We start from the raw sequence: 20,409 nt of genomic DNA, 5'->3' as shown, positions 1-20,409 counted from the left end.
GTCCGAAAATCCCAATCGAAATGTCCGTTATACCCCGATACTTTTCTTGGGAACCATTATATCATAGAGGCAATTCGGCAGTAAGAGAGGAGTCGTGGTTTATCCATGTTGCAAGTTATCGAATTGCGTTGCGAGTACAAGCGGAATCCGCTCGGGATTGAGGTAAAGCGGCCGCGCATCAGTTGGAAGCTGAAGTCCGAGGCTAGGTCGATCGTTCAGAGCGCCTACGAGATCGAGGTTGCGGAGAGCGCGGACTTCGATTCGGCTATATGGGGCTCGGGGAAAATACAATCCGAACAGTCGCTGCACGTCGAGCTGGGCGATTTGGAGGTAGCGTCGCGCAAGCGTTATCATTACCGCGTCAGAGCGTGGAGCGCAAGCGGCGAAGCTTCGGAATGGTCGGAGGCGGCCTGGTTCGAGATGGGCATTCTGGACAAGAGCGAATGGGTCGCAAAATGGATCGGCGTCGTTAAATCGGAGGAGCAGTTGGCGGAGAAACCGGCTTCCTATGAGGAGCGGAGTCCGATGCTTCGCCGAAGCTTTGCGGTCGGTAAGGGCGTCAGACGCGCACGGGCATATGCCAGCGCTCTCGGCCTATATGAGCTGGAGCTGAACGGCACGCGGGTCGGAGACGAGTATTTTACTCCCGGCTGGACGAATTACGAGCACCGGATTCAGGTACAGGCCTACGACGTCACGGCGATGCTGAATGAGGGCGAGAACGCGATCGGCGCGATGCTGGGCAACGGATGGTACAAGGGCCCGTTGGCCTGGAAAGATCATTACTGTCTGTACGGAAACCGGCAGGCGCTGTTCCTGCAGCTGCACATCGAGTACGACGACGGCACGGAAGAGACGGTCGTTTCGGATGAAAGCTGGCGTACGGCGCCTAGCCAGATTCTGATGTCCGAAATTTATCACGGAGAGACTTACGACGCTCGCCTGGAGGTTCCCGGCTGGAGCGCGTCCGGCTTTGACGACGGCAAGTGGGAGGCGGTCGCCGTCGTGGAGCAGTCGAAGGACGTGCTGATCATGCAGGAGAACGATCCGGTACGCAAATTTGAGGAAATCAAGCCGATCGAGCTGATTAAGACTCCTCTTGGCGAAACCGTGCTCGATCTGGGGCAAAATATGGTCGGCTGGATGAAATTCACGGTAAAAGGCGAAGCCGGCACGGAAGTCGTGCTGCATCATGCGGAGGTTTTGGACAAGGAGGGCAACTTCTATATTACCAACCTGCGTGCGGCCAAACAGGAAATTCGCTACATCCTGAAGGGAGGAGAAGCGGAAACGTACGAACCGAGATTTTCCTTCCAAGGGTTCAGATACGTACGGCTGACCGGTTTCCCGGAGACGATTCGCTTGGAGGATTTCACCGGCATTGTGCTGCACAGCGACATGGCTCCGACCGGAAGCTTCGAATGCTCGGACCCGCTAGTTAATCAACTGCAGCACAACATCGAGTGGGGGCTGAAAGGCAATTTCCTCGATGTGCCGACGGATTGCCCTCAGCGCGACGAACGGCTCGGCTGGACGGGGGACGCACAGATGTTCATCCGCACGGCCGCATACTTGCGGAATGTCGCCCCGTTCTTTACGAAATGGAGCCGCGATTTGGCCACCGACCAACGCGAAGACGGCGGCGTTCCTTTCGTCATTCCGAACGTGCTGGACGAGAATTCCCACTCCTCCTCCGCTTGGGGAGACGCGGCGGTCATCTGCCCTTGGACGATCTATCTCTGCTATGGGGACAAAAGAATTTTGGAGGAGCAGTATGACAGCATGAAAGCCTGGGTAGAGTATATCCGCAAGCAGGGCGACAACGAGCTGCTGTGGAATACGGGCTTCCATTTCGGAGACTGGCTCGGTCTCGATTCCAAGCCGGACACCTATATTGGCGCGACCGACCGCGATTATATCGCTACGGCGTTTTACGCCTATTCCACATCGCTGCTGAGGAAGACGGCCGAGGCGCTCGGGAAGGAAGAGGACGCCGCCAAGTACGGCAAGCTGTACGAAGGAATCGTAGCGGCGTATTACGACGAGTTCGTAAGTCCGAACGGCAGGCTGACTGTACCGACCCAGACCGCTCAAGTGCTCGGCCTCGTGTTCGGCATTCTGGACGGGAAAGCGAAGGAACGCGCGGTTGCCAAGCTGATGGAGCTGATGGAGGAAAGCAAATTCCATTTGACGACGGGCTTTGTCGGCACGCCTTACTTGAACTTTGCGCTGACCGACAACGGTCACAACGACGCGGCTTACAAGCTGCTGTTCCAACAGGATTATCCTTCCTGGCTGTACCAGGTCACCAAAGGCGCGACGACGATCTGGGAGCACTGGGACGGCATCAAGGAGGACGGCTCGTTCTGGAGCGCGGATATGAATTCGTTTAACCATTACGCTTACGGAGCGATCGGCGATTGGCTGTATCGTCGCGTTGCCGGCATCGATATGGACGAACGGGTCGCGGGCTACAAGAAGATTCTCATCCGTCCGCAGCCGGGCGAAGGACTGGACTGGGCGGAAGCGCGCCTGGAAACGATGTACGGCGAAATTCGCAGCTGCTGGAAGCGTACGGACGACGGAATGACGCTCGAGGTAACGGTTCCGGCGAATACGACGGCGGAGATTTTGCTGCCCAACGCGACTCTCGAGACGGCGAGAGAGAACGGCTCGAAGCTGGATGCGGCCGATGGCGTTGCCGCCGTTCGGGAAGCGGAGAGCGGAGTGGAGCTGACGGTTGGCTCCGGGCAGTACAGCTTCAATTGGGCAGTAGCTCAGCCGCAAGCCGCCGAGTAGTTCGGGTCATATCTTTTCGGTGCGTCTTGGGCTGTAATCTGCATTGTTAGCATCATTATTTTCTTTGCCTTCATGAAACCTTCATCTAATGTTCATCATACCTTCATGCAGCTTCGGCTCCGTGATGGTATGATTTTTTTATTCTGGGATAACTTTAAGCGAACAACCTTGCCAAATGAAAATGAAAATGAACAACCTCTACTAAAGGATGTGTAAAGGATGCATAAAACAATCATTATCGGCACCGGCCCTGCGGGACTTACCGCGGCGATCTATCTGGCGCGCGCCAACCTGAACCCTCTGGTGATCGAGGGACCGGAGCCGGGCGGCCAATTGACGACAACGACGGAGGTCGAGAACTTCCCCGGTTTTCCGGAAGGCATTATGGGTCCTGAGCTGATGGATAACATGCGTAAGCAAGCGGAGCGCTTCGGCGCCGAATTCCGTTCGGGCTGGGTCAATAGCGTGGATATGTCGCAGCGTCCGTTTAAGCTGTCCGTGGAAGGAATGGGCGAGCTGACGGCGGAGACGCTCATTATTTCCACCGGCGCTTCGGCCAAATATTTGGGCATTCCGGGAGAGAAGGACAATGTCGGACGCGGCGTCAGCACATGCGCGACTTGTGACGGCTTCTTCTTCCGCGGCAAAAAAATCATTGTTGTCGGCGGCGGCGATTCGGCGATGGAAGAAGCCAACTTCCTGACCCGGTTCGCTTCGGAAGTCGTACTCGTCCATCGCCGGGAAGAGCTGCGCGCATCGAAAATTATGCAGGACCGCGCGCGCAACAATCCGAAAATCAGCTGGAGCCTGAACCGCACGCCGCTGGAAGTCGAAAGCGGTCCATTGGGCGTAACCGGCATGAAGGTCAGAAATAACGAAACGGGCGAAGTAGAGACGATCGCGACCGACGGACTGTTTGTGGCGATCGGCCATACGCCGAACACGAAGTTTCTCGGCGGCCAGCTGGAAACGGATGAAACCGGCTATCTGATCGTGAAGCCGGGCTCGACCGAGACGAACGTACCGGGCGTTTTCGCTTGCGGCGACGTGCAGGACAACAAGTATCGCCAAGCGATCAGCGCCGCGGGAACGGGCTGTATGGCCGCGCTGGATTGCGAACGCTTCTTGGAGAATGCCGAGTCTCACTAATCCATATTAAGGATCGGAGGGGGAGCGTTTGGCGTCTAAAAAAGCTTTGATCCTGGGAGCGAGCGGACTTGTCGGAGGGCAGCTGCTGCGGTTGCTGCTGGATGCGCCGGAATACGAACGCGTGACGGCTCTGGTGCGGCGTACGCTTGGGATTGAGCATGCCAAGCTGAACGAAGTTATCGTCAACTTCGACGCGCTGGACAACTATAGCGATCAGTTTCACGTTGAGGATGTCTTCAGCTGCCTTGGCACAACGATCAAGAAAGCCAAAACCCGCGAAGCGATGAATCGGATCGATTATACGTATCCGCTGGAGGCCGCCCGTCTAGCTAAACGAACGGGTGTCCGGCGTTTCCTTGCGGTCAGCTCGATGAGCGCCAATCCCGACTCCTCCATCTGGTACTCCCGCATGAAAGGCAACCTCGAGCGCGATCTCCGCCGCTTGGAGTTGCCTTCTCTTCGTTTGTTCCGGCCCTCTTTGCTGCTTGGTCAGCGTGGGGAATTTCGGTTTGGCGAGCATGCCGCGGCGTGGCTGATGCCCAAACTGGCCTTTCTGCTAGTGGGAAATCTGCGGAAATATCGGGCGATCGAGGGAGCCGTCGTGGCCAAGGCGATGTTTAGGGACGCCCAATTGTCGGAATCGGGCGTCCGTATTTATATGTCCGACGAAATCGCAAGGTTGGGCGATTGACCGCCTCTAACGGTTTGGCAGGCCGTTGTGCGGGCGAATTTGGGCGATTGACCGCCTCTAACGGTCTGGCAGGCCGTTGCGCGAGCGAATTTGGGCGGTTGACCGCCTCTAACGGTCTGGCAGACCGTTGTGCGGGCGAATTCGGGCGGTTGACCGCCTGTAACGGTCTGGCAGGCCGTTGCGGGAGCAAATTCGGGAGTTAGACCGCCTCTAACGGTCTGGCAGACCGTTGTGCGGGCGAATTCGGGCGGTTGACCACCTCTAACGGTCTGGCAGGCCGTTGCGCGAGCGAATTCGGGCAGTTGACCGATAATTAGTCAATCGTAGAAAAATTCGCTTTGCGCACTGTCACAAAATCGTCGGCCTCCTCGTTATATGAGCAACACATAACGAGGAGTGAACGCGATGGAGACCATGACATGCGTTGTCGTAGGCGGAGGTTATGCGGGGATTAATACGGTTAAGGCACTGCTGAAAGCTTCCCCCGCAGAGGCGGTCGGACGTCCGCTGCGTATCGTACTGATGGACAAGAATGCTTACCATCTGCGCAAGGTGCTGTTGTTCCGGGCTGCCGCCGGCGAGGAGGACATTACGATTCCGCTTTCGGAAATGTTTCCGAAAGGAGTAGAGCTGCTGCAGGCGGAAGCGACCGGAATCGAAAGCGTAGAAAAGCGGCTTAGATATAAGGATGCCCGAGGCGCCGAAGGGGAGATCGAATACGATTGGCTTGTGCTTGCGACCGGCAGCGTTGTCCGTCGGCCTAAGCCCGAGCAGGGAGGCATCGCCCTAAGCGGATTAAACGACGCGAAGCGCATTCGCGAGGCCTGGCAAAGCAATCTGCTTCAGGCGGCGGCTTCGAACGACCGGGCCGAGCAGGAAAAACGGATGACGATTGCAGTGGCCGGAGCGGGAATCAGCGGCATCGAGACGGCGGCCGAGCTGGCATATTACGTTCGCGCGGATGCCGAGCGGCTGGGGCTGGATGCGGGCAAAGTGCGGATCGTACTGTATAACAGCGAGAAACGTCTGTTTCCGACGGCTTCGGTAAAAGTCGGTCGCAAGTTGGAAAATGCGCTAACCGCCAAAGGAATAACGGTGCGGCACAGCGTCAAGGTACTGCGCGAAGAGGCCGGCAGATTGACGCTGGCCGACGGCCGCAGCGAACATGCGGGCTTGTGCATCTGGACGCTGGGGCTGCTGCCCAATCCGCGTTTGCGCGAGCTGGGCGTGCCTGTAACCTCGGACGGCCACATCGGGGTAGACGGCAGCTACCGGGTATCGGGGCTTCCCGGCGTATATGCGATCGGCGACAACGCGCGGATCGTCGATCCGGCAACCGGCCGCATCGACGGCAAAACGTGCAAGGAAGCGATCGGCCAAGCGCCGCGGCTGATCAAAGTCATGGCGGCGGATGCGGCGGGACGACCCGCGCCTGTTCACAAGTCTTACCTCGATCTGTTTTGCTTCGGCCTCGGACCCGAGCAAGGGCTGGTGTGGACGCGACAATGGGGACTCGATATTGTGGTGACCGGCAAGCTGGGCTGGAAGATCCGCAAGATGACATGGGATATGGCAAGCTTGATCAAATAACCCGGAGTGGGACTTGCGGCAGGCCAGGCGGAAACGGGGGGACGCATGCAGGAACTCTATGAGCAATACGGAAGACTGTTGTTTACGTTAGCTTACCAGCTGACGGGTACTGTGGCCGACGCCGAAGACGCGGTGCAGGACGTGTTCGTGAAAATATACGAGATTGACTCTGCGCGGCTGACGCAACCGAAAGCATACTTGTGCAAAATGGTGACGAACCGATGCCGGGATTTGCTTAAATCGGCACGCCGGCGCCGGGAGCAGTATTTTGGCGAATGGCTGCCGGAACCGATCCCGACGGAGAACGACAGTTCGCTGGAGGCGATTGTGAGGGGCGAACTCCTGTCGTATGCCATGCTGGTTCTGCTGGAGAAGCTGTCGCCTGCGGAGCGGGTTGTTTTCGTCCTTCGCGAGGCGATGGGGTTCGATTATGCGGCGATCGCCGAGATCGTCGATAAAAGCGAACCGGCTTGCCGCAAGCTGATCAGCCGGGCCCGCGGCAAGATGGGAGTTCCACCCGAGGAGCAGGTTCGGCCGGAGGCGGCAAGCGAACAATGGGTAAAGCGGTTTGTGTCGGCGCTGGAATCCGGTAACGCCGACACGGTCGTCGCTATGCTGGCGAGCGATGTGACGCTTGTGTCCGACGGCGGCGGCAAGGCGATAGCGGCCGTTCATCCGATTCGTTCTCCTGTATCCGTCGCCCGTTTTCTGCTTGGTATCGCCAATCAAATCGCTCATCCGGATAGCGGGATAACGTTCCGGCTGGCCGGGATCAACGGACAGGCGGGGCTCCTTTTCAGCTCGCCGACCGGACCGGACACGATCGTTCTTCTGCATCAGGAGAATGACAAGCTGCAAAATCTATATTTGATCCGCAACCCGGATAAGCTAGCGTCCTTCAATGATAAAAGTTGATGCCGCATCGTTAGCCGGATCGCCGACATACAGAAGGACCGCTTTCCGCCGACGAGGTCGGGGAAGCGGTCCTTCTGTTAATGCGAGCTCAACCTATTACGCATCGGCCAGACGATAGCCGGCGCCTCTTACGGTGGCGATATAGGTCGGCTGCTTCGGATCGTCGTCCAGCTTGCTGCGCAGGCTGCGAATATGAACGTCGATCGCGTTGCTGCCGCCGAAATACGTCTCGCCCCATACTTCGTTCATCAGCTCTTGGCGGGTCATCACCTTGCCTCCGGCGGCAAGAATCGAACGCAGCAGATCGTATTCGGTCTTGGTCAGCTCGATGCGCGAGCCTTGACGCGTCACGGTCATGCGATCGGGATCGAGGGAAATATCTTTAAACGACAGCAGCCGGGAAGGCTCTGCCGCTTTCGCATGTTGCACCGACAACAGTTGGATTTTGGAGATGACTTCGTCGATCGGGCCCGGCCAGACGACCGTCTCTTCCCCAGGGTACGCATCCGTCGTGCCGCTTACGAGAGCCAGTACGGGAGAGGAGCCGTCGGACGGCCAAGCGGCCGAAACCGAAGCCGGAGCTTCCACGGTGCGGTCGACTACGACGATGTTGCCTTGAATCATCGCAAGCAGCGGATCGTCGGCATGATGCAGAAGCAGGACGTCGTAGCATCTTCTGGCAAGCTCGGCGACAAGCGTTCTCAGCGCTGCCGGGCGAGGGCTGACGATCAGAATTCGATCTGTAATCTCGCAGTAATCGCCTTCGGCGGGCAGACTGTCGTCGGTCGTCAAACCGTCGGCCAGCACGGCTTCTTCAATCAGTGGGCGGATTTGTTCGCGCTGCTGCATGATTGGCACACTCCCTTAAACACATACTGCTCGTTCGTAATAGTGTAACCCGTCTGATCCGATATTTTCTCCAGCCACTCCGAAGGAGTCGGGACGAACACTTCGTCGACTTTGCCGCATTCGGTGCAGACGATGTGCTGGTGATCTTCGACGCGTGCGTCGTAGCGGCAGGCATCGCCCTCAAGCTTCAATTCCTGAATAAGGCCTTCGTCGGTCAAATATTTCAATGTATTGTACACGGTCGCATATGCGAAATGGTGTCCGCCGGCCTTTAATCTCCCGATAATGTCCGCTGCCGTAGGATGATCGTCGGACGCGGTCAGCAGATCGTAAATGGTTTTCCGCTGAACAGTCATCGCCCCCGCTTTCCTCATCTTCTTCATCCCCTTTATTTAGATTTAGTTTAAGTTTATCCAATAAGAGGATGGGTGTCAACAAGGCAAAAGGGGAGGGCAGGGGGTCGCAAACCTTAGCGCAAGATGAACCGAATCGGGAAAAAGACGGATTTTTAAACAGAATGGTCGGATTATCGTTCATCGATTATCCGATCTTTATTTTAAACTATGGAGGTAAGATAAAACTTTTTGTCAGACGAGGAGGTCGCGAGGATGGCGGGGCAATGGAAGTTTGATTTCGGAATCGGCGCGGCGGCGGACGGATATACGAAAATAACTGCAGACTGCGAATACGATCCCGAGCGAGGGTACGGCTTCACGGACTTATCGCGGGTAACCGCGCGAGACCGGAAAGCTCCGGGTGTGCTGAAGCGCGATTTGTGCATTCCCGTCGATACGACTTTCCGGGTGGACGTGCCGGACGGCATCACGGAACTTATCGCATCGGGCATCCGCTCATCCAGGCTTTGGCCGCTTGCGATGTATTTGAGATAACCGGGAATGCGAGGAAATGAGTCGGACTTGCTTTACAGCGCTTGCCCAGGATGTCATACTGTCTTGTACTTATTTCGATTGACGGAGAGGACGGCATCCGCCATGCAAAAAGGGTTTATCTCCTTTCGACATATGAAGATCAAAAACAAGCTGTCGCTCCTGTTTGCGCTCATTATTCTGGTTACGTTTTCATTTACGTTTCTGGTACAGCAATATGCCTTTTCCATCTATGATCGGCAGCTGTACGACAAATCGTCGCAAGTGCTCAACCTGTCCTCCGCAGCGATCGAAACGAAGCTTGGCCGCATCGAGCAGATGTCCTACGACATCATCGCGGACATTCAGCTGCAAAGTCAGCTCTTGGCCATTAAGAACGCGGACTCCGAATACGATAAGCATATTTTGAGGCAGAAGGTGATCGACCGGCTTCTGACGTACGCCGGCTCGGAGCCGTCGATCTACTCCATTCAGCTGATGGATTCTCATGGCAAAGAGAACAGCGTCGGCAACGTGACGGAGATAGAGGGAGAGAAGAGCGGACGGATTAAGGCGCTGACGAGCGAGGCGGAAGGAGACAACCTATGGATCTATCCCGACGAGCGAGATCCCGCGCTTATCTCCGCGAGGGAAATTCGCTCGTTCAATAATACGAACTTCGATCTGCAATATCTCGGAACGTTAGTGATTCGGATTAACATCGGGAAGATCGCCCAGCAATATTCTTCCGCGGAAGGAGATTTGATTCTCTTCTCCGGCGAAGAGGTGATTTATCCGAAGGAGCCATTGTTCGGCCTTGCGGAAGTGAATAGCTCCATCCGATCTCCCAAAGGCTATTTTACTCAGAAAATAGACGGCCATACGTATTTTATCTCCTATACGAGATCAGCCAACACGGGATGGACATACTTGAACATTACCCCTTTCAATCAAATTTTCGAACGGGTTATTTTCATTAAAGAGCTTGTCGTTATCGTGTTCGTGGGTATTTTCGCGCTTGTGATCCTGCTCGGAATCCGATTCTCCAGAAGCTTGACTCGTCCGATCGACGGCTTGATTGCCCGGATGAAGATGGCCGAGAAAGGGAACTTCGCCGGGGCGCACCTGCAAACGGTGGACGATTCCCCGATGTCCATGGACGAAATGGGGCTGCTGCACCGGACGTTCCGGCTGATGGTTGAAAGAATCAATACGCTAATTACAGAAAATTACGCTAACCAGCTGCTGATCAAGGAAACGGAGTTTAAGGCGCTTCAAGCGCAGATCAATCCCCATTTTCTCTACAACACGCTGGAATCGATCAACTGGATCGCGAAGGTGAACAAGCAAACGCAAATTTCGAACATGGTAGAATCGCTTGGCTTCTTGCTTCGCAATTCGATAAACATGAAGGAAGAGATTTTGACTCTCGAAGAAGAGCTTGAAGTCGTTAGAAGCTATGTGACGATTCAGAAGTACCGGTTCGACGAGAGGCTGGATTTCAGACTGGAAGTTCCCGAACGTTGGTTGTCCCGCAAGCTGCCGAAGCTGACGCTTCAGCCGATCTTGGAGAATGCGATCCAGTACGCTCTGGAACCGACGATCGGCACAAGCCGCATCGTCGTGCGCGCAGAGTTATCCGATGAAGGACTTATCCTTACGGTTGAAGATGACGGCCCCGGCATGCCGCAGGATACGCTGGCACAGCTGCGGAGCGGGGAAATGAAGGCCAAGGGCAAAGGAATCGGTTTGTTGAACATCGACGAGAGAATCAAAATTGCCTTCGGAGAGCCATACGGAATTCGCATAGACAGCGCTCCCGGAGCCGGTACACGGGTGAACGTCGTCCTGCCGCCGGAAGAGGAGGAGTAATCGGTGTACAAAGTAATGTTAGTAGACGACGAAAAAATCATTCTCGACGGCATCTCCCAGATGATAGACTGGGCATCGCTCGAAACACAGCTGATCGGCACGGCTTCGAACGGAGTGGACGCCTTCGAGAAAGTGAAAGAGCTGCAGCCGGATATCGTGGTTAGCGACATTCGCATGCCGGGCATGGACGGTCTTGAGCTCGTGGCGGCCGTTCACCGATCTTATCCAAGCATTCGGTTTGTGCTTCTCTCCGGCTTCGGAGAATTCGATTATGCCAGCCGCGCCATGCAATACGGCGTTAAGCACTATTTGTTGAAGCCGACCAACGAGAATAAAATCGCCGAAGCGCTGAAAGAGATCGTGACGGAGCTGGAATCGGACCAGCAACGGGAACGATTCGTCAGCACGATCAAGCAAGGGCTGCAAAAGGCGATCCCGCATGTGAAGCAGCAGGTGCTGAAGGAATTCGTTACGAACAAAACTTACGGGAGCAGAGATTGGGATTATTACCGCGAGCTGTTTCAATTCGAGTTCGAGAGTCCCGTCCGCTTGCTGCTGTTTCAACTTGAAGGAGCCGTGGAATTCGAGCACTTGTTTGCGATTAAGAACATTGCCGAGGATTTGTTGGACACGACGCTGCTCAGCACGACGATCGGCGATCATGTGCTCGTTCTTGTCGAAGATACGCTCGAGCTATCGGAGCTCTACCGGAGAATCCATGACATTCGGGATACGTTCCTGCGCTACTACAAGCTGGATGCGACAATCGCCTTGAGCGAGCCCGATGGCATTACCCAAGCGCGCAGTCTGTATCAGGAAACGCTGCAGAGCTTGAACTACCGTTTCTATCTTGGCGAAGGCGGGTTGATTACGCGCAAGGATACCGGAGCGAGGGGACCGGAGGCGACAGGGCATTTCGATTTCGAGGAAGAGAAGCTGACGATGCCGGTGCAGTCCGGCCATCGGGAAGAGGCGGAGCAGGCTTTATCGCAGCTTATGGATGAGCTCATGCGAGCCAAACTCGACATCCACGTCACCAAAACTTATGTCATACAGCAATTCGTATCGCTGCTGCGGCTCGGAGATCCGCAACAGATCAACCGCTACTACGGGCGTTTGTCCGAACTCGTAGGAATGAACACGCTGCAGGCAATTCAGGAGCTGCTTGAAAATACGGTCAGGGAGATCGTCCAATATCACTATGAACGCAACGTCGTCAAACATACGTCAATCGTCCGCAAGGTCATCGATATCGTGAACGAGCAGCTCGGCAACTCCGAATTGTCGCTTAATCAGGTGGCGGGAGAGATGCTGTACATGAACGCCGACTATCTCGGCAAGCTGTTCAAGAAGGAGACCGGAGAGAAGTTTTCGAACTATGTGGTCAAAGCGAGGGTGAAGAAAGCAACGGAGATGTGGGCCGCCAATCCGGAGATTAAAATTTTCGAGATGGCCGAAATGCTTGGCTTCGGAGATAATCCCCAGTACTTCAGCCAGGTGTTCAAGAAGCAGATGGGCTGCACGCCTTCCGAGTATGCCAAGCAGACGGACAACTCTGCTTTTTGAACAAACAGCACGGTTTTTTGGATTACGATTTCGATCCTACCCGATGATAATAAGAAATGTAAGCACTAACAATTTAATCAATCTCATAGGGGAGGATTTAGAAATGAAAAAAGCACTAACCGGCATCGTCCTGCTTGCTCTCATCATCAGCCTGATCGGCTGCGGCTCCGGCAACGACAAAGAAACGGCAAGCTCGGCTCCCGCATCGTCGCCTGCCGAGTCGAAGGACGCTTCCCCGTCCGCATCGGCCAGCGAAAGCAAAGATCCGGTGAAGCTGCGCGTCGCCTGGTGGGGCGGCCAAGCTCGTCATGACTACACGCTCAAGGTCATCGAGCTGTACGAATCTCTGAATCCTCACGTCACGATCGAGCCGGAATACGCCGCCTTCGACGACCACTGGAAGAAGCTCGCTCCTAACGCGGCTGCCGGCAATCTCCCGGACGTCATCCAAATGGACATTTCCTACCTGTCGCAATACGGCGGACGCGGTCAACTGGAAGATTTGACTACGTACACGCAGAACGGCACGATCGACGTCAGCTCGATCGGCGAAGCGTCGCTGTCCGGCGGCAAGCTCGGCGATCAGCTGTTCGCGATGAACCTCGGCTCCAACGCGCTGCTTGCCGTCGTAGACAAGGCGATGCTGGAAGCGGCGGGCGGCACGATGCCGGGCGAAGACTGGACCTGGGACGATTTCGCGAAGCTCGGCCCGGTCATGAAGTCGCAGGGCAAGCTGCTCATGGCCGACCTCCGTCACGACGTATTCTTCCCTTTCTATCTGAGAAGCAAAGGCCAGCATATGTACGCGGCCGACGGCAAAGGCTTGGGCTACGCCGACGATCAGCTGTTCATCGAGTTCTACACGAGATATCAGGACTGGTACAACAACGGCTATCTACTATCCCTCGACAAGTTGGCGCAGAAGAAGGGCACGCCGGAGGACGGCGAGCTTGAGCTGGGCAACGCGGTCAGCACTTGGGGCTGGTCGAACCAATATATTTTGTCCTCTACGGTGGCGAAGCGTCCGTTCGAGATTTTGCCGGTGCCGGGCTGGAACGAGAACAAGGCTTTGTTCCTGAAGCCGAGCATGTACTTCTCGATTGCCAAAAACTCCAAGGTGAAGGACGAAGCGGCGAAGTTCATCGATTTCTGGGTCAACAACATCGAAGCGAACAAAATTATCATGGGCGAGCGCGGCGTTCCGGTCTCCTCCAAGGTGAAGGAAGCGCTGAAGCCGGATCTGACGCCGGAGCAGGCGAAGGTGTTCGACTACGTCGCGTGGTCCGAGCAGAACAGCGGCCAGATGGATCCTCCGAATCCGGTAGGCGCGGTCGAGGTCGACAAGCTGCTTAAAGATACGGTCGAGCAAGTGCTGTACAAGAAACTGACCGTTGAAGAAGGCGCGGCCAAGTTCCGCGAGGAAGCGACGAAAATTCTCTCCAAAAACTAAATCGATTGCGTTTGATCGGGCTCGCGGCTTCCGCGGGCCCGGTTTGCTTTAAAATTTTCGTCATTCGGGAACCTTTTGCAAGCTGCGTTGTCTAACTTATCGAGGTGAGCGGAGTGGCGCACGATTATTTGAAATACGTATCCAGCATGCAGTCCGCTTCCCTGCAGGATCTGATGCGGGAATACGGGACGGAAGTATGGAATTACGCGTTTCTGTTGACGAAAAGCCGGCATGTGTCCGACGACATCGCGCAGGACGTGTTTTTACAGGCGTATCTTCACATTTCCTCCTTCCGAGGACAATCTTCGGTGCGGACGTGGCTTTTTACCATTACGCGCAACAGGGTCATTAACTATAAACGGTCCGCGTTTTTCCGCAAAGTGACGCTGCTCGATTTTCTCTATCAAGCGCCAAGCGTTCCTTCCGCGGAGGAGCAGTTTATGAAGCGTACATATACGGACTCGATCTGGGAATCGATCATGAAGCTTCCTCCGAAATACCGCGAAGTGCTCCTTATGGACGCTCAGTACGAAATGCCGCTGGCGGAGATTGCGCAATTGCTCCGCGTCTCGATCGGGACCGTAAAATCCAGATTGCACCGAGCCCGGGCCAAAATGAGGACGCTAATGGAGGAGGCTGAGAGCGTTGAAGGAAGCTAAACCGGAATGGTATGCGAGGTTAAAACGAGGTCCGTTCGAGGGAAACGTCTTCGATTCGGAGCTGCAGCGGGAAGTGGAGGCGCGTGCTCAGTCGGGGCAGAGTGGAAGAACGGGGAAGACGAGAAGGACGGGAAGAACGCGGCTGAATATAAGGGCGGTTTCTCTGGGCGCTGCGGCGGTCTTGCTCATCGTGTTGGCCGCTCTCGCGACGTCGGGAAGACCGTTCGATTCGGGCCGCCAGGCGAGCATCGGAGGCGGAGGCGAGGAGGAGTCGACAATATCGTTCGGGTATGCCATGGACCAGCTGCGGCTCGGGATGACGCAGGAGGAGGTTCTGCAAGCGCTCGGAGACGATTCTGTAGGCCTGTCTGTCCGTCGAGATTTTCCACAGGAGCATAGGGAGGATCCAAACGATATGTCGACGTGGAGCGCAGTCGATCTATGGCGTTACGACTTCGGCGTCCGGGACGGGTATGAGGTGCGACAGGGTAATGGAGTCGACAATCTTGAGGATGCCTTCGATCTCGACGGAATACGCAGCGGAGAGATCCAGGCGCAGTTGATCATTAATTGGAGGGACCGGAAGGTGGAGCGCGTCATCGCCAAAATGCGCTCCGGCGATGGGACAATCGGCACAACGCGTCTCGGGCCTGTCATCGAACACGATGCGCCTCTGGCGGCGGAGGAGCCGCCGGAAGCAGAGCCGAAGGCTTCCGATAGCTCGCCGGACCCGGAGCTGCCCGCGCCTAACGAGGGGATTCGGGCTGTCGGGAGCTCAGGTGCAGGACAATTCCAGCTGCGGCCGGTGAAATCCGGCGACGAGAGCGTTCAGACGCTTGGAGCGCCGAGCTGTCTCGGGCAGGAAACGGATGCCCACTTCTTCGGAGATTACGAGCTGTTTTTCCATCGACCCTCTGGCGAAGAGACGGTTGTGCAAAGCTTCGAACAACTGGAGATGATTTGGAAAGGGAACGATACCCTCGAGTTTAGGCAGCTGGAGTTTGCGGATATGGAGCTTTTTTTGTTCCTCCCTCGTTACACCGATTGCCACGCTCTGGAATTTTATGCTTACGGCGTCGACAAAGCGACCGGAGAAGCGTCGAATTATACGTTCAGGGACGGAGAGAACGATCTGCCCTATTGGAACACGTCCCCGCAGGAATTGCCGAAGGTTGAGGACGGCATGTTGGTCGTAGAAGGGGGGAGATGGGCCGGGCAAGACGGCGCGGTGCGCTATACTTTCGAGCCTGTTCCCGACAAACATCAGCTCCGATTGGCAGATGAAGAACGAATTCCTTGAAAGTTGAGGAGTTCGTTTTTTTTCTCGAAGTCGGCAAATTGAACAAAAACAACGGTTTTTTGCCTTCAGATGTGCGTTTTCGGGCTTCATAATAAGTATATAAGCAAACGTTTACTTAGGACGTGTATGCAAAATCTGCTGTCCTCGGAGTATGCATACACGCCCTGGCGTGGCTGCCGGTTGACCCGAGCGAGTCCGAACCCGATACTGCCCAAGGAGCTGAAGCCATGAAGCTGCGAGAGAACGACCACGTGGTGGGCTACGCGTTCGCCGCCCCGTTTATCCTGGGGTTCCTGCTGTTTATCGTTTATCCGGTTTTTTCATCCCTTTATTATTCGTTCACGAATTACAACCTGCTGGAGGCGCCGAGTTGGGTCGGCTTCGATAACTACGTCAAAATGTTCACCGACGACGAGAAGTACGCCAAGTCGATCTCCGTCACGCTGAATTACGTGCTCGCCAGCGTGCCGCTCAGACTGGCTTTCGCGCTTGGCGTGGCGATGCTGTTGAACAAGGCGATTGCGGGCATCGGGCTGTACCGTTCCGCATACTACCTTCCGTCACTCATCGGCGGCAGCGTGGCCGTCTCCATTCTGTGGTCGCAGGTGTTCGGCGACCAAGGGCTGGTCAATTCCGCGCTTGGCCTGATCGGTATCGAATCCAGCACCTCGTGGATCGGCAATCCCGGCACCGCGTTATGGACGCTGATCGCGCTATCCGTCTGGCAGTTCGGCTCCTCGATGCTCATTTTCCTGGCGGGACTCAAAAACATCCCGAAGGACTATTACGAGGCGGCCAGCGTAGACGGCGCGAACAAGGTTCGGCAGTTTTTCAAAATTACGCTGCCGCTGCTCAGCCCGATCATTCTGTTTAACCTGATTATGCAGACGATTTCCGCCTTTATGACATTTACGCCGGCCTACATCATCTCGCGTGGAGAAGGCGGTCCGCTTGACGAGACGCTGCTTTACTCCCTGTATCTGTACAAGCGGGCGTTCACATTTTACGAGATGGGCTATGCGTCGGCGATGGCTTGGGTGGCGCTGATCGCGATCGGCCTCGTGACGCTGCTGATTTTCCAGTCCTCGCGCTACTGGGTCCATTACGAATCGAAGGGGGACAGGTGACATGGCGATCTCGCGCAGACAATGGAAAACGATCTCCTATCATCTACTGGTCGGTTTTCTGGCGCTTGGCATGATCTACCCGATCCTGTGGCTGGTCGCCAGCTCGCTTAAGCCGAACGACGAAATTTTCACGACGGCGTACAGCTTAATCCCCAGCTCTCTGGAATGGGGCAACTACGCCTCCGGCTGGGCGGGCTTCGCCGGCAACTCCTTCGGTACGTTCTTCAAAAACTCGTTCATCATCGTCATCCTGTCGACGATCGGGGCGGTGTGCAGCTCGGCTCTGGTCGCTTACGCGTTTGCGCGGATTCCGTTTTTCGGTCGCGGCCTCTGGTTCGGGTGCATGATGCTGACGCTGATGCTGCCTCGCGACGTGACGATTATCCCGCAGTACATTATGTTTTCGGAGCTTGGCTGGCTGCAGTCGTTTAAGCCGCTGATCGTGCCGCAGTTTCTCGGCATCCCGTTTTTCATTTTCCTGATCATGCAGTTTATCCGGACGGTGCCCGCCGACCTCGACGAAGCGGCCAAAATCGACGGCTGCAGCAAATACGGCATTTTCTTTAAGGTCATTCTGCCGCTGATCGTTCCGGCGATGATGACGTCGGCGATCTTCTCCTTCTATTGGACGTGGGAGGACTTCATCCATCCGCTGCTGTACTTGAACCAGCCGGAGCTATACCCGGTGTCGCTGGCGCTCAAGCTGTTTCTGGACGGGGAGTCGCTCAACAACTGGGGCGGGATGTTCGCGATGTCGACGCTGTCGCTCGTACCGGTATTCGTTATTTTTTTCACCTTTCAGAAGTACATCGTCGAAGGCATCAGCACAAGCGGTTTGAAGGGGTAATCTACATTGGGAGGAGCAGAGGATATGCCGGCATTGCAGTTTAACGACGACGAAATCAGAGAGGTAATCGACCGGGTGGTCGAGCGGACGTTCCGCATGGATTTCAGTTGGGATTGGCCCGGAGGCGTGGCGTTCTACGGAGTATGCGAGGCTTACGCGGCTACGGGGAAAATGGAGTATCTGGAACGGGTCAAAGCCTGGGTCGATGAAAATAGGGAGGATGGCCTGCCGAAGCTGTCGGTCAACGGGGTGTCCGTCGGCCATTCCCTGCTCACGCTGTACGAGGCGACGAAGGAGGAACGATACATCGAGTCGGCGCAGGAGATGGCGGAGTTTCTGACGCACGACGCTCCGCGGTTCGGGGACGGCATCTTCCAGCACACCGTCAACTCGGAGACGTACAACTTCCCCGAGCAGGCGTGGGTGGATACGATGTTCATGGCGGGCTACTTTCTGCTGCGGATCGGCAAGCTGCTGGGCCGCGACGATTACTTCAACGACGGCTTGCGCCAGTACCACGGGCACGAGAACGTGCTGCAGGATTCGCGCACGAATCTGTATTACCACGGCTGGGACAACATCGCGGGCAATCATATGTCCGGCGTGCATTGGGCGCGCGGCAACTCTTGGGCGGCACTGACGATGACGCGGGCGCTGGACATTGTGCCGGTCGACCTGCCGAACTTCATGGTCATCGAAGGCTCGCTGCGCGATCAACTGAGCGCGCTCGCTCGGCTGCAGGACGAGTCGTCCGGCCTCTGGCACACGATCCTCGACGATCCGACCTCGCCGCTGGAGACGTCCGGCTCGGCCGGCATCGCCGCCGCGCTGCTGTCGAAGGGGCGACTGTACAACAAGATCACGCAGCGCTCCATCGACGGCATCCTTGCCCGCATCGCCGAGGACGGCACGGTAACCGGCGTATCCGCCGGAACGGCGGTCATGCAGAACGCCGACGGCTACAAGGGCGTGCCGGACAAGCGTATCCAGGGCTGGGGCCAGGGCTTGACGCTGGCTTTCCTCGCCGATGTTCTGAATGTGCGGAACAACCCGTATTGAGCGGGGAAGTGGCTGTCCCTAAACAGAGTTTGAAGCCGCTTTAGCGACATGCAATTCTTGACCTTGGTTTATTTGTACGGTTTCTCCTACAAACATTCATCGTTTGAGCCTGATCCGAGTTGCTCTGTACGATTTTTCGTACAAACGCCTGTCATTTGAGCTTGATTCGAGCTACATTGTACGAATTTCCGCCCTAACTTCTCTGCGTAAGCTGATATGAGCAAAGAGGTCCGCCGTAAAACTTGAAGTGCTTATGGAGCACGCCTTATTACGAGCGCGGAGAAATCATTAGACCGGACCCTGCTTCATCCGACGATTCGACCGGCTTTTCCCCTTTGCCGTCAAGAATAAGCTGCCCTTTGTTCTGAATGAGATCCAACGCTTCGGCGGCCGTTTGTTTGCCTTTTTCCGTTGCGGATAGCTCTGTCGAGATCAAGTTGGTAAGCTGCGTGAACATTTCGTTGGGGATTTTCTCGTAATCCCTGTAGACGGCATCTTCCTTGGGCGAGAGGGCGTAGAAGGCTTGCAAATTGCGTCCCTCTTCGTCGGAGACGAATTTCGTCCTGGCCATGAAGCTGCCCGGTCCCGCCTTTGATTTGACGCGGGCGAATTCGTCCCCGTTGACGTAAGTAATGAATTTCCACGCCGCCTCGATGTTCGGGGATTGGGCGTTGATGGCCAGAATCTGATCCACCGACGTCAAACTGCTGGAATTCGGGTTTTTCGGATCGACGGGTACAGTAACGAGGCCCCAATTTTTTACGGCTTTGTCCTTGAGCGCGGTTTGCGCTTCTTTAATCTGGGAGACCAAGTAGCTGCCGTCGATGGCCATGGCCGTTTTCCCGCTAATGAAAGGATCTTGCAGGAGGTAGTCCTCATAGGTTGTGAAGTTCTGCTCGTTCGGATTGCTAACGTACAGATAGCCGGCCTTCATTGCTTTGTCGGCCATTTCCACCGTCTGTTTCCACGAATCCGAATTCGCCGTCATCTTTTTGCCGGAGCCGTTGAAGTAGCTCAGATCGAGCGAGCCTCCGATCTGCCTGGTCAGGCTCGTCAAATCGGTCATATAGTCGGGCTTCAGGCCGTATATGCGTTCGCTCGATTCTCCGTCGGTCGGAAACCGGGCCGCCAGCTGCAACAGGCTCTCCCAACTCATGCGGTCCTCCGGCAGCGGAACTCCGTATTTCTGGAACAGGTCTTTATTGTAAAAGACGGCACGAGAATAAAATTCCGGAGCCAGCCCTTGCAGCTTGCCGTCGCTTAGCCCCTTTATGTAGTCCAAAATGCCTGGCGCGATGCCTTCGAGATCGAATTTATCCTTCGCGGCTCTCGCTTCGAGGTCGAACAGATAGCCTTCGCCCGCCAATTGTTTGTATTGAGGGCCGTTCAGCATTAACACGTCCGGTTTCTTCTCCTTGATGAATTTCACCATGGCGTCATTGTATGTCTCTCCGTTCTTGGGCTCGATGCCGTTCGTCGACACAACTTCGATTTCGATCTCCGGATGTATGGCCGAAAACAGCATTCCGTACTGATAATAAAATCCATCCTCCGAGTAGAACATCACCTTTACCGCCGTCGTCTCCTGCGTCTCCGCCTTCGGCGCCGCGCTGCAGCCCGCCAGCAACGACACTGCGAGGCCCAGCGACACCGCCATCTTTTTACTCATT

The 20,409-nt window shown here is 55.8% G+C and carries 17 protein-coding genes; 14 read left to right on the top strand and 3 right to left on the bottom strand.

Annotation, left to right across the window (positions count from 1 at the left end; translation table 11 throughout):
- Positions 1 to 105 precede the first annotated feature (105 nt).
- The 5 genes from DFP98_RS26555 to sigJ all read left to right on the top strand — a co-directional run bounded on the left by DFP98_RS26555 (position 106) and on the right by sigJ (position 7,144).
- The gene (locus DFP98_RS26555; RefSeq protein ID WP_116063654.1) at positions 106 to 2,799 is read left to right on the top strand and encodes a glycoside hydrolase family 78 protein; all 2,694 of its coding nucleotides are present in this window, start codon (positions 106 to 108) and stop codon (positions 2,797 to 2,799) included.
- A 219-nt stretch (positions 2,800 to 3,018) separates the two neighbouring features.
- Positions 3,019 to 3,948 (top strand): thioredoxin-disulfide reductase, encoded by a 930-nt coding sequence (gene trxB / locus DFP98_RS26550; RefSeq protein ID WP_116063653.1) that lies wholly within the window; start codon positions 3,019 to 3,021, stop codon positions 3,946 to 3,948.
- A gap of 28 nt (positions 3,949 to 3,976) precedes the next feature.
- On the top strand, positions 3,977 to 4,639 hold the full coding sequence (locus tag DFP98_RS26545) for an NAD-dependent epimerase/dehydratase family protein (RefSeq protein ID WP_116063652.1): 663 nt from the start codon (positions 3,977 to 3,979) through the stop codon (positions 4,637 to 4,639).
- Positions 4,640 to 5,044: 405 nt separating this feature from the next.
- Positions 5,045 to 6,229 (top strand): NAD(P)/FAD-dependent oxidoreductase, encoded by a 1,185-nt coding sequence (locus DFP98_RS26540; protein WP_116063651.1) that lies wholly within the window; start codon positions 5,045 to 5,047, stop codon positions 6,227 to 6,229.
- 45 nt (positions 6,230 to 6,274) lie between these two features.
- Positions 6,275 to 7,144: an RNA polymerase sigma factor SigJ gene (gene sigJ / locus DFP98_RS26535; protein ID WP_116063650.1), complete on the top strand. Its 870-nt coding sequence runs from the start codon at positions 6,275 to 6,277 to the stop codon at positions 7,142 to 7,144.
- 96 nt (positions 7,145 to 7,240) lie between these two features.
- Here the strand turns inward: sigJ and DFP98_RS26530 are convergent, their stop codons facing one another.
- Both DFP98_RS26530 and DFP98_RS26525 read right to left on the bottom strand, forming a co-directional pair.
- Positions 7,241 to 7,993: a response regulator transcription factor gene (locus DFP98_RS26530; RefSeq protein WP_116063649.1), complete on the bottom strand. Its 753-nt coding sequence runs from the start codon at positions 7,991 to 7,993 to the stop codon at positions 7,241 to 7,243.
- Complete coding sequence (locus DFP98_RS26525) at positions 7,963 to 8,367, bottom strand: Fur family transcriptional regulator (protein ID WP_116063648.1); 405 nt, start codon at positions 8,365 to 8,367, stop codon at positions 7,963 to 7,965. The genes DFP98_RS26530 and DFP98_RS26525 overlap by 31 nt, the downstream gene beginning before the upstream one ends.
- Positions 8,368 to 8,601: 234 nt before the next feature.
- Here DFP98_RS26525 and DFP98_RS26515 point away from each other — a divergent pair, with 234 nt between their 5' ends.
- The 9 genes from DFP98_RS26515 to DFP98_RS26475 all read left to right on the top strand — a co-directional run bounded on the left by DFP98_RS26515 (position 8,602) and on the right by DFP98_RS26475 (position 18,739).
- Positions 8,602 to 8,883: a hypothetical protein gene (locus DFP98_RS26515; RefSeq protein WP_116063646.1), complete on the top strand. Its 282-nt coding sequence runs from the start codon at positions 8,602 to 8,604 to the stop codon at positions 8,881 to 8,883.
- Between the two features lie 63 nt (positions 8,884 to 8,946).
- Complete coding sequence (locus DFP98_RS26510; protein ID WP_246016756.1) at positions 8,947 to 10,731, top strand: cache domain-containing sensor histidine kinase; 1,785 nt, start codon at positions 8,947 to 8,949, stop codon at positions 10,729 to 10,731.
- Positions 10,732 to 10,734: 3 nt separating this feature from the next.
- On the top strand, positions 10,735 to 12,297 hold the full coding sequence (locus DFP98_RS26505) for a response regulator transcription factor (protein WP_116063644.1): 1,563 nt from the start codon (positions 10,735 to 10,737) through the stop codon (positions 12,295 to 12,297).
- A 103-nt stretch (positions 12,298 to 12,400) separates the two neighbouring features.
- Entirely contained in the window at positions 12,401 to 13,747 is a 1,347-nt protein-coding gene (locus tag DFP98_RS26500; RefSeq protein WP_116063643.1) for an ABC transporter substrate-binding protein, read from the top strand.
- 113 nt (positions 13,748 to 13,860) lie between these two features.
- The gene (locus DFP98_RS26495; protein WP_246016754.1) at positions 13,861 to 14,406 is read left to right on the top strand and encodes an RNA polymerase sigma factor; all 546 of its coding nucleotides are present in this window, start codon (positions 13,861 to 13,863) and stop codon (positions 14,404 to 14,406) included.
- Positions 14,393 to 15,706 (top strand): hypothetical protein, encoded by a 1,314-nt coding sequence (locus DFP98_RS26490; RefSeq protein ID WP_116063642.1) that lies wholly within the window; start codon positions 14,393 to 14,395, stop codon positions 15,704 to 15,706. Before DFP98_RS26495 ends, DFP98_RS26490 begins: the two co-directional genes overlap by 14 nt.
- A 227-nt stretch (positions 15,707 to 15,933) precedes the next feature.
- Entirely contained in the window at positions 15,934 to 16,833 is a 900-nt protein-coding gene (locus DFP98_RS26485; protein WP_116063641.1) for a carbohydrate ABC transporter permease, read from the top strand.
- Position 16,834: 1 nt separating this feature from the next.
- A complete protein-coding gene (locus DFP98_RS26480) occupies positions 16,835 to 17,680 on the top strand; it encodes a carbohydrate ABC transporter permease (protein ID WP_116063640.1) in 846 nt (281 codons plus the stop codon).
- 24 nt (positions 17,681 to 17,704) lie between these two features.
- On the top strand, positions 17,705 to 18,739 hold the full coding sequence (locus tag DFP98_RS26475; RefSeq protein WP_116063639.1) for a glycoside hydrolase family 88/105 protein: 1,035 nt from the start codon (positions 17,705 to 17,707) through the stop codon (positions 18,737 to 18,739).
- Positions 18,740 to 19,007: 268 nt separating this feature from the next.
- Here the strand turns inward: DFP98_RS26475 and DFP98_RS26470 are convergent, their stop codons facing one another.
- Positions 19,008 to 20,408 carry an ABC transporter substrate-binding protein gene (locus tag DFP98_RS26470; RefSeq protein WP_116063638.1) on the bottom strand — a complete coding sequence of 467 codons (1,401 nt, stop codon included), beginning with the start codon at positions 20,406 to 20,408 and terminating at the stop codon, positions 19,008 to 19,010.
- Position 20,409: the final 1 nt, after the last annotated feature.

The sequence above is a fragment of the Cohnella phaseoli genome, from assembly GCF_003386235.1.
GTDB lineage: Bacteria > Bacillota > Bacilli > Paenibacillales > Paenibacillaceae > Cohnella > Cohnella phaseoli.
This window is presented reverse-complemented; position numbering and strand designations above follow the sequence as displayed.

Coding starts and splice junctions, on each gene's coding strand:
- DFP98_RS26555 (WP_116063654.1), top strand. CDS start 106: ATGTTGCAAGTTATCGAATTGCGTTGCGAGTACAAGCGGAATCCGCTC.
- trxB (WP_116063653.1), top strand. CDS start 3,019: ATGCATAAAACAATCATTATCGGCACCGGCCCTGCGGGACTTACCGCG.
- DFP98_RS26540 (WP_116063651.1), top strand. CDS start 5,045: ATGGAGACCATGACATGCGTTGTCGTAGGCGGAGGTTATGCGGGGATT.
- sigJ (WP_116063650.1), top strand. CDS start 6,275: ATGCAGGAACTCTATGAGCAATACGGAAGACTGTTGTTTACGTTAGCT.
- DFP98_RS26530 (WP_116063649.1), bottom strand. CDS start 7,993: ATGCAGCAGCGCGAACAAATCCGCCCACTGATTGAAGAAGCCGTGCTG.
- DFP98_RS26525 (WP_116063648.1), bottom strand. CDS start 8,367: ATGAGGAAAGCGGGGGCGATGACTGTTCAGCGGAAAACCATTTACGAT.
- DFP98_RS26515 (WP_116063646.1), top strand. CDS start 8,602: ATGGCGGGGCAATGGAAGTTTGATTTCGGAATCGGCGCGGCGGCGGAC.
- DFP98_RS26500 (WP_116063643.1), top strand. CDS start 12,401: ATGAAAAAAGCACTAACCGGCATCGTCCTGCTTGCTCTCATCATCAGC.
- DFP98_RS26485 (WP_116063641.1), top strand. CDS start 15,934: ATGAAGCTGCGAGAGAACGACCACGTGGTGGGCTACGCGTTCGCCGCC.
- DFP98_RS26480 (WP_116063640.1), top strand. CDS start 16,835: ATGGCGATCTCGCGCAGACAATGGAAAACGATCTCCTATCATCTACTG.
- DFP98_RS26475 (WP_116063639.1), top strand. CDS start 17,705: ATGCCGGCATTGCAGTTTAACGACGACGAAATCAGAGAGGTAATCGAC.
- DFP98_RS26470 (WP_116063638.1), bottom strand. CDS start 20,408: ATGAGTAAAAAGATGGCGGTGTCGCTGGGCCTCGCAGTGTCGTTGCTG.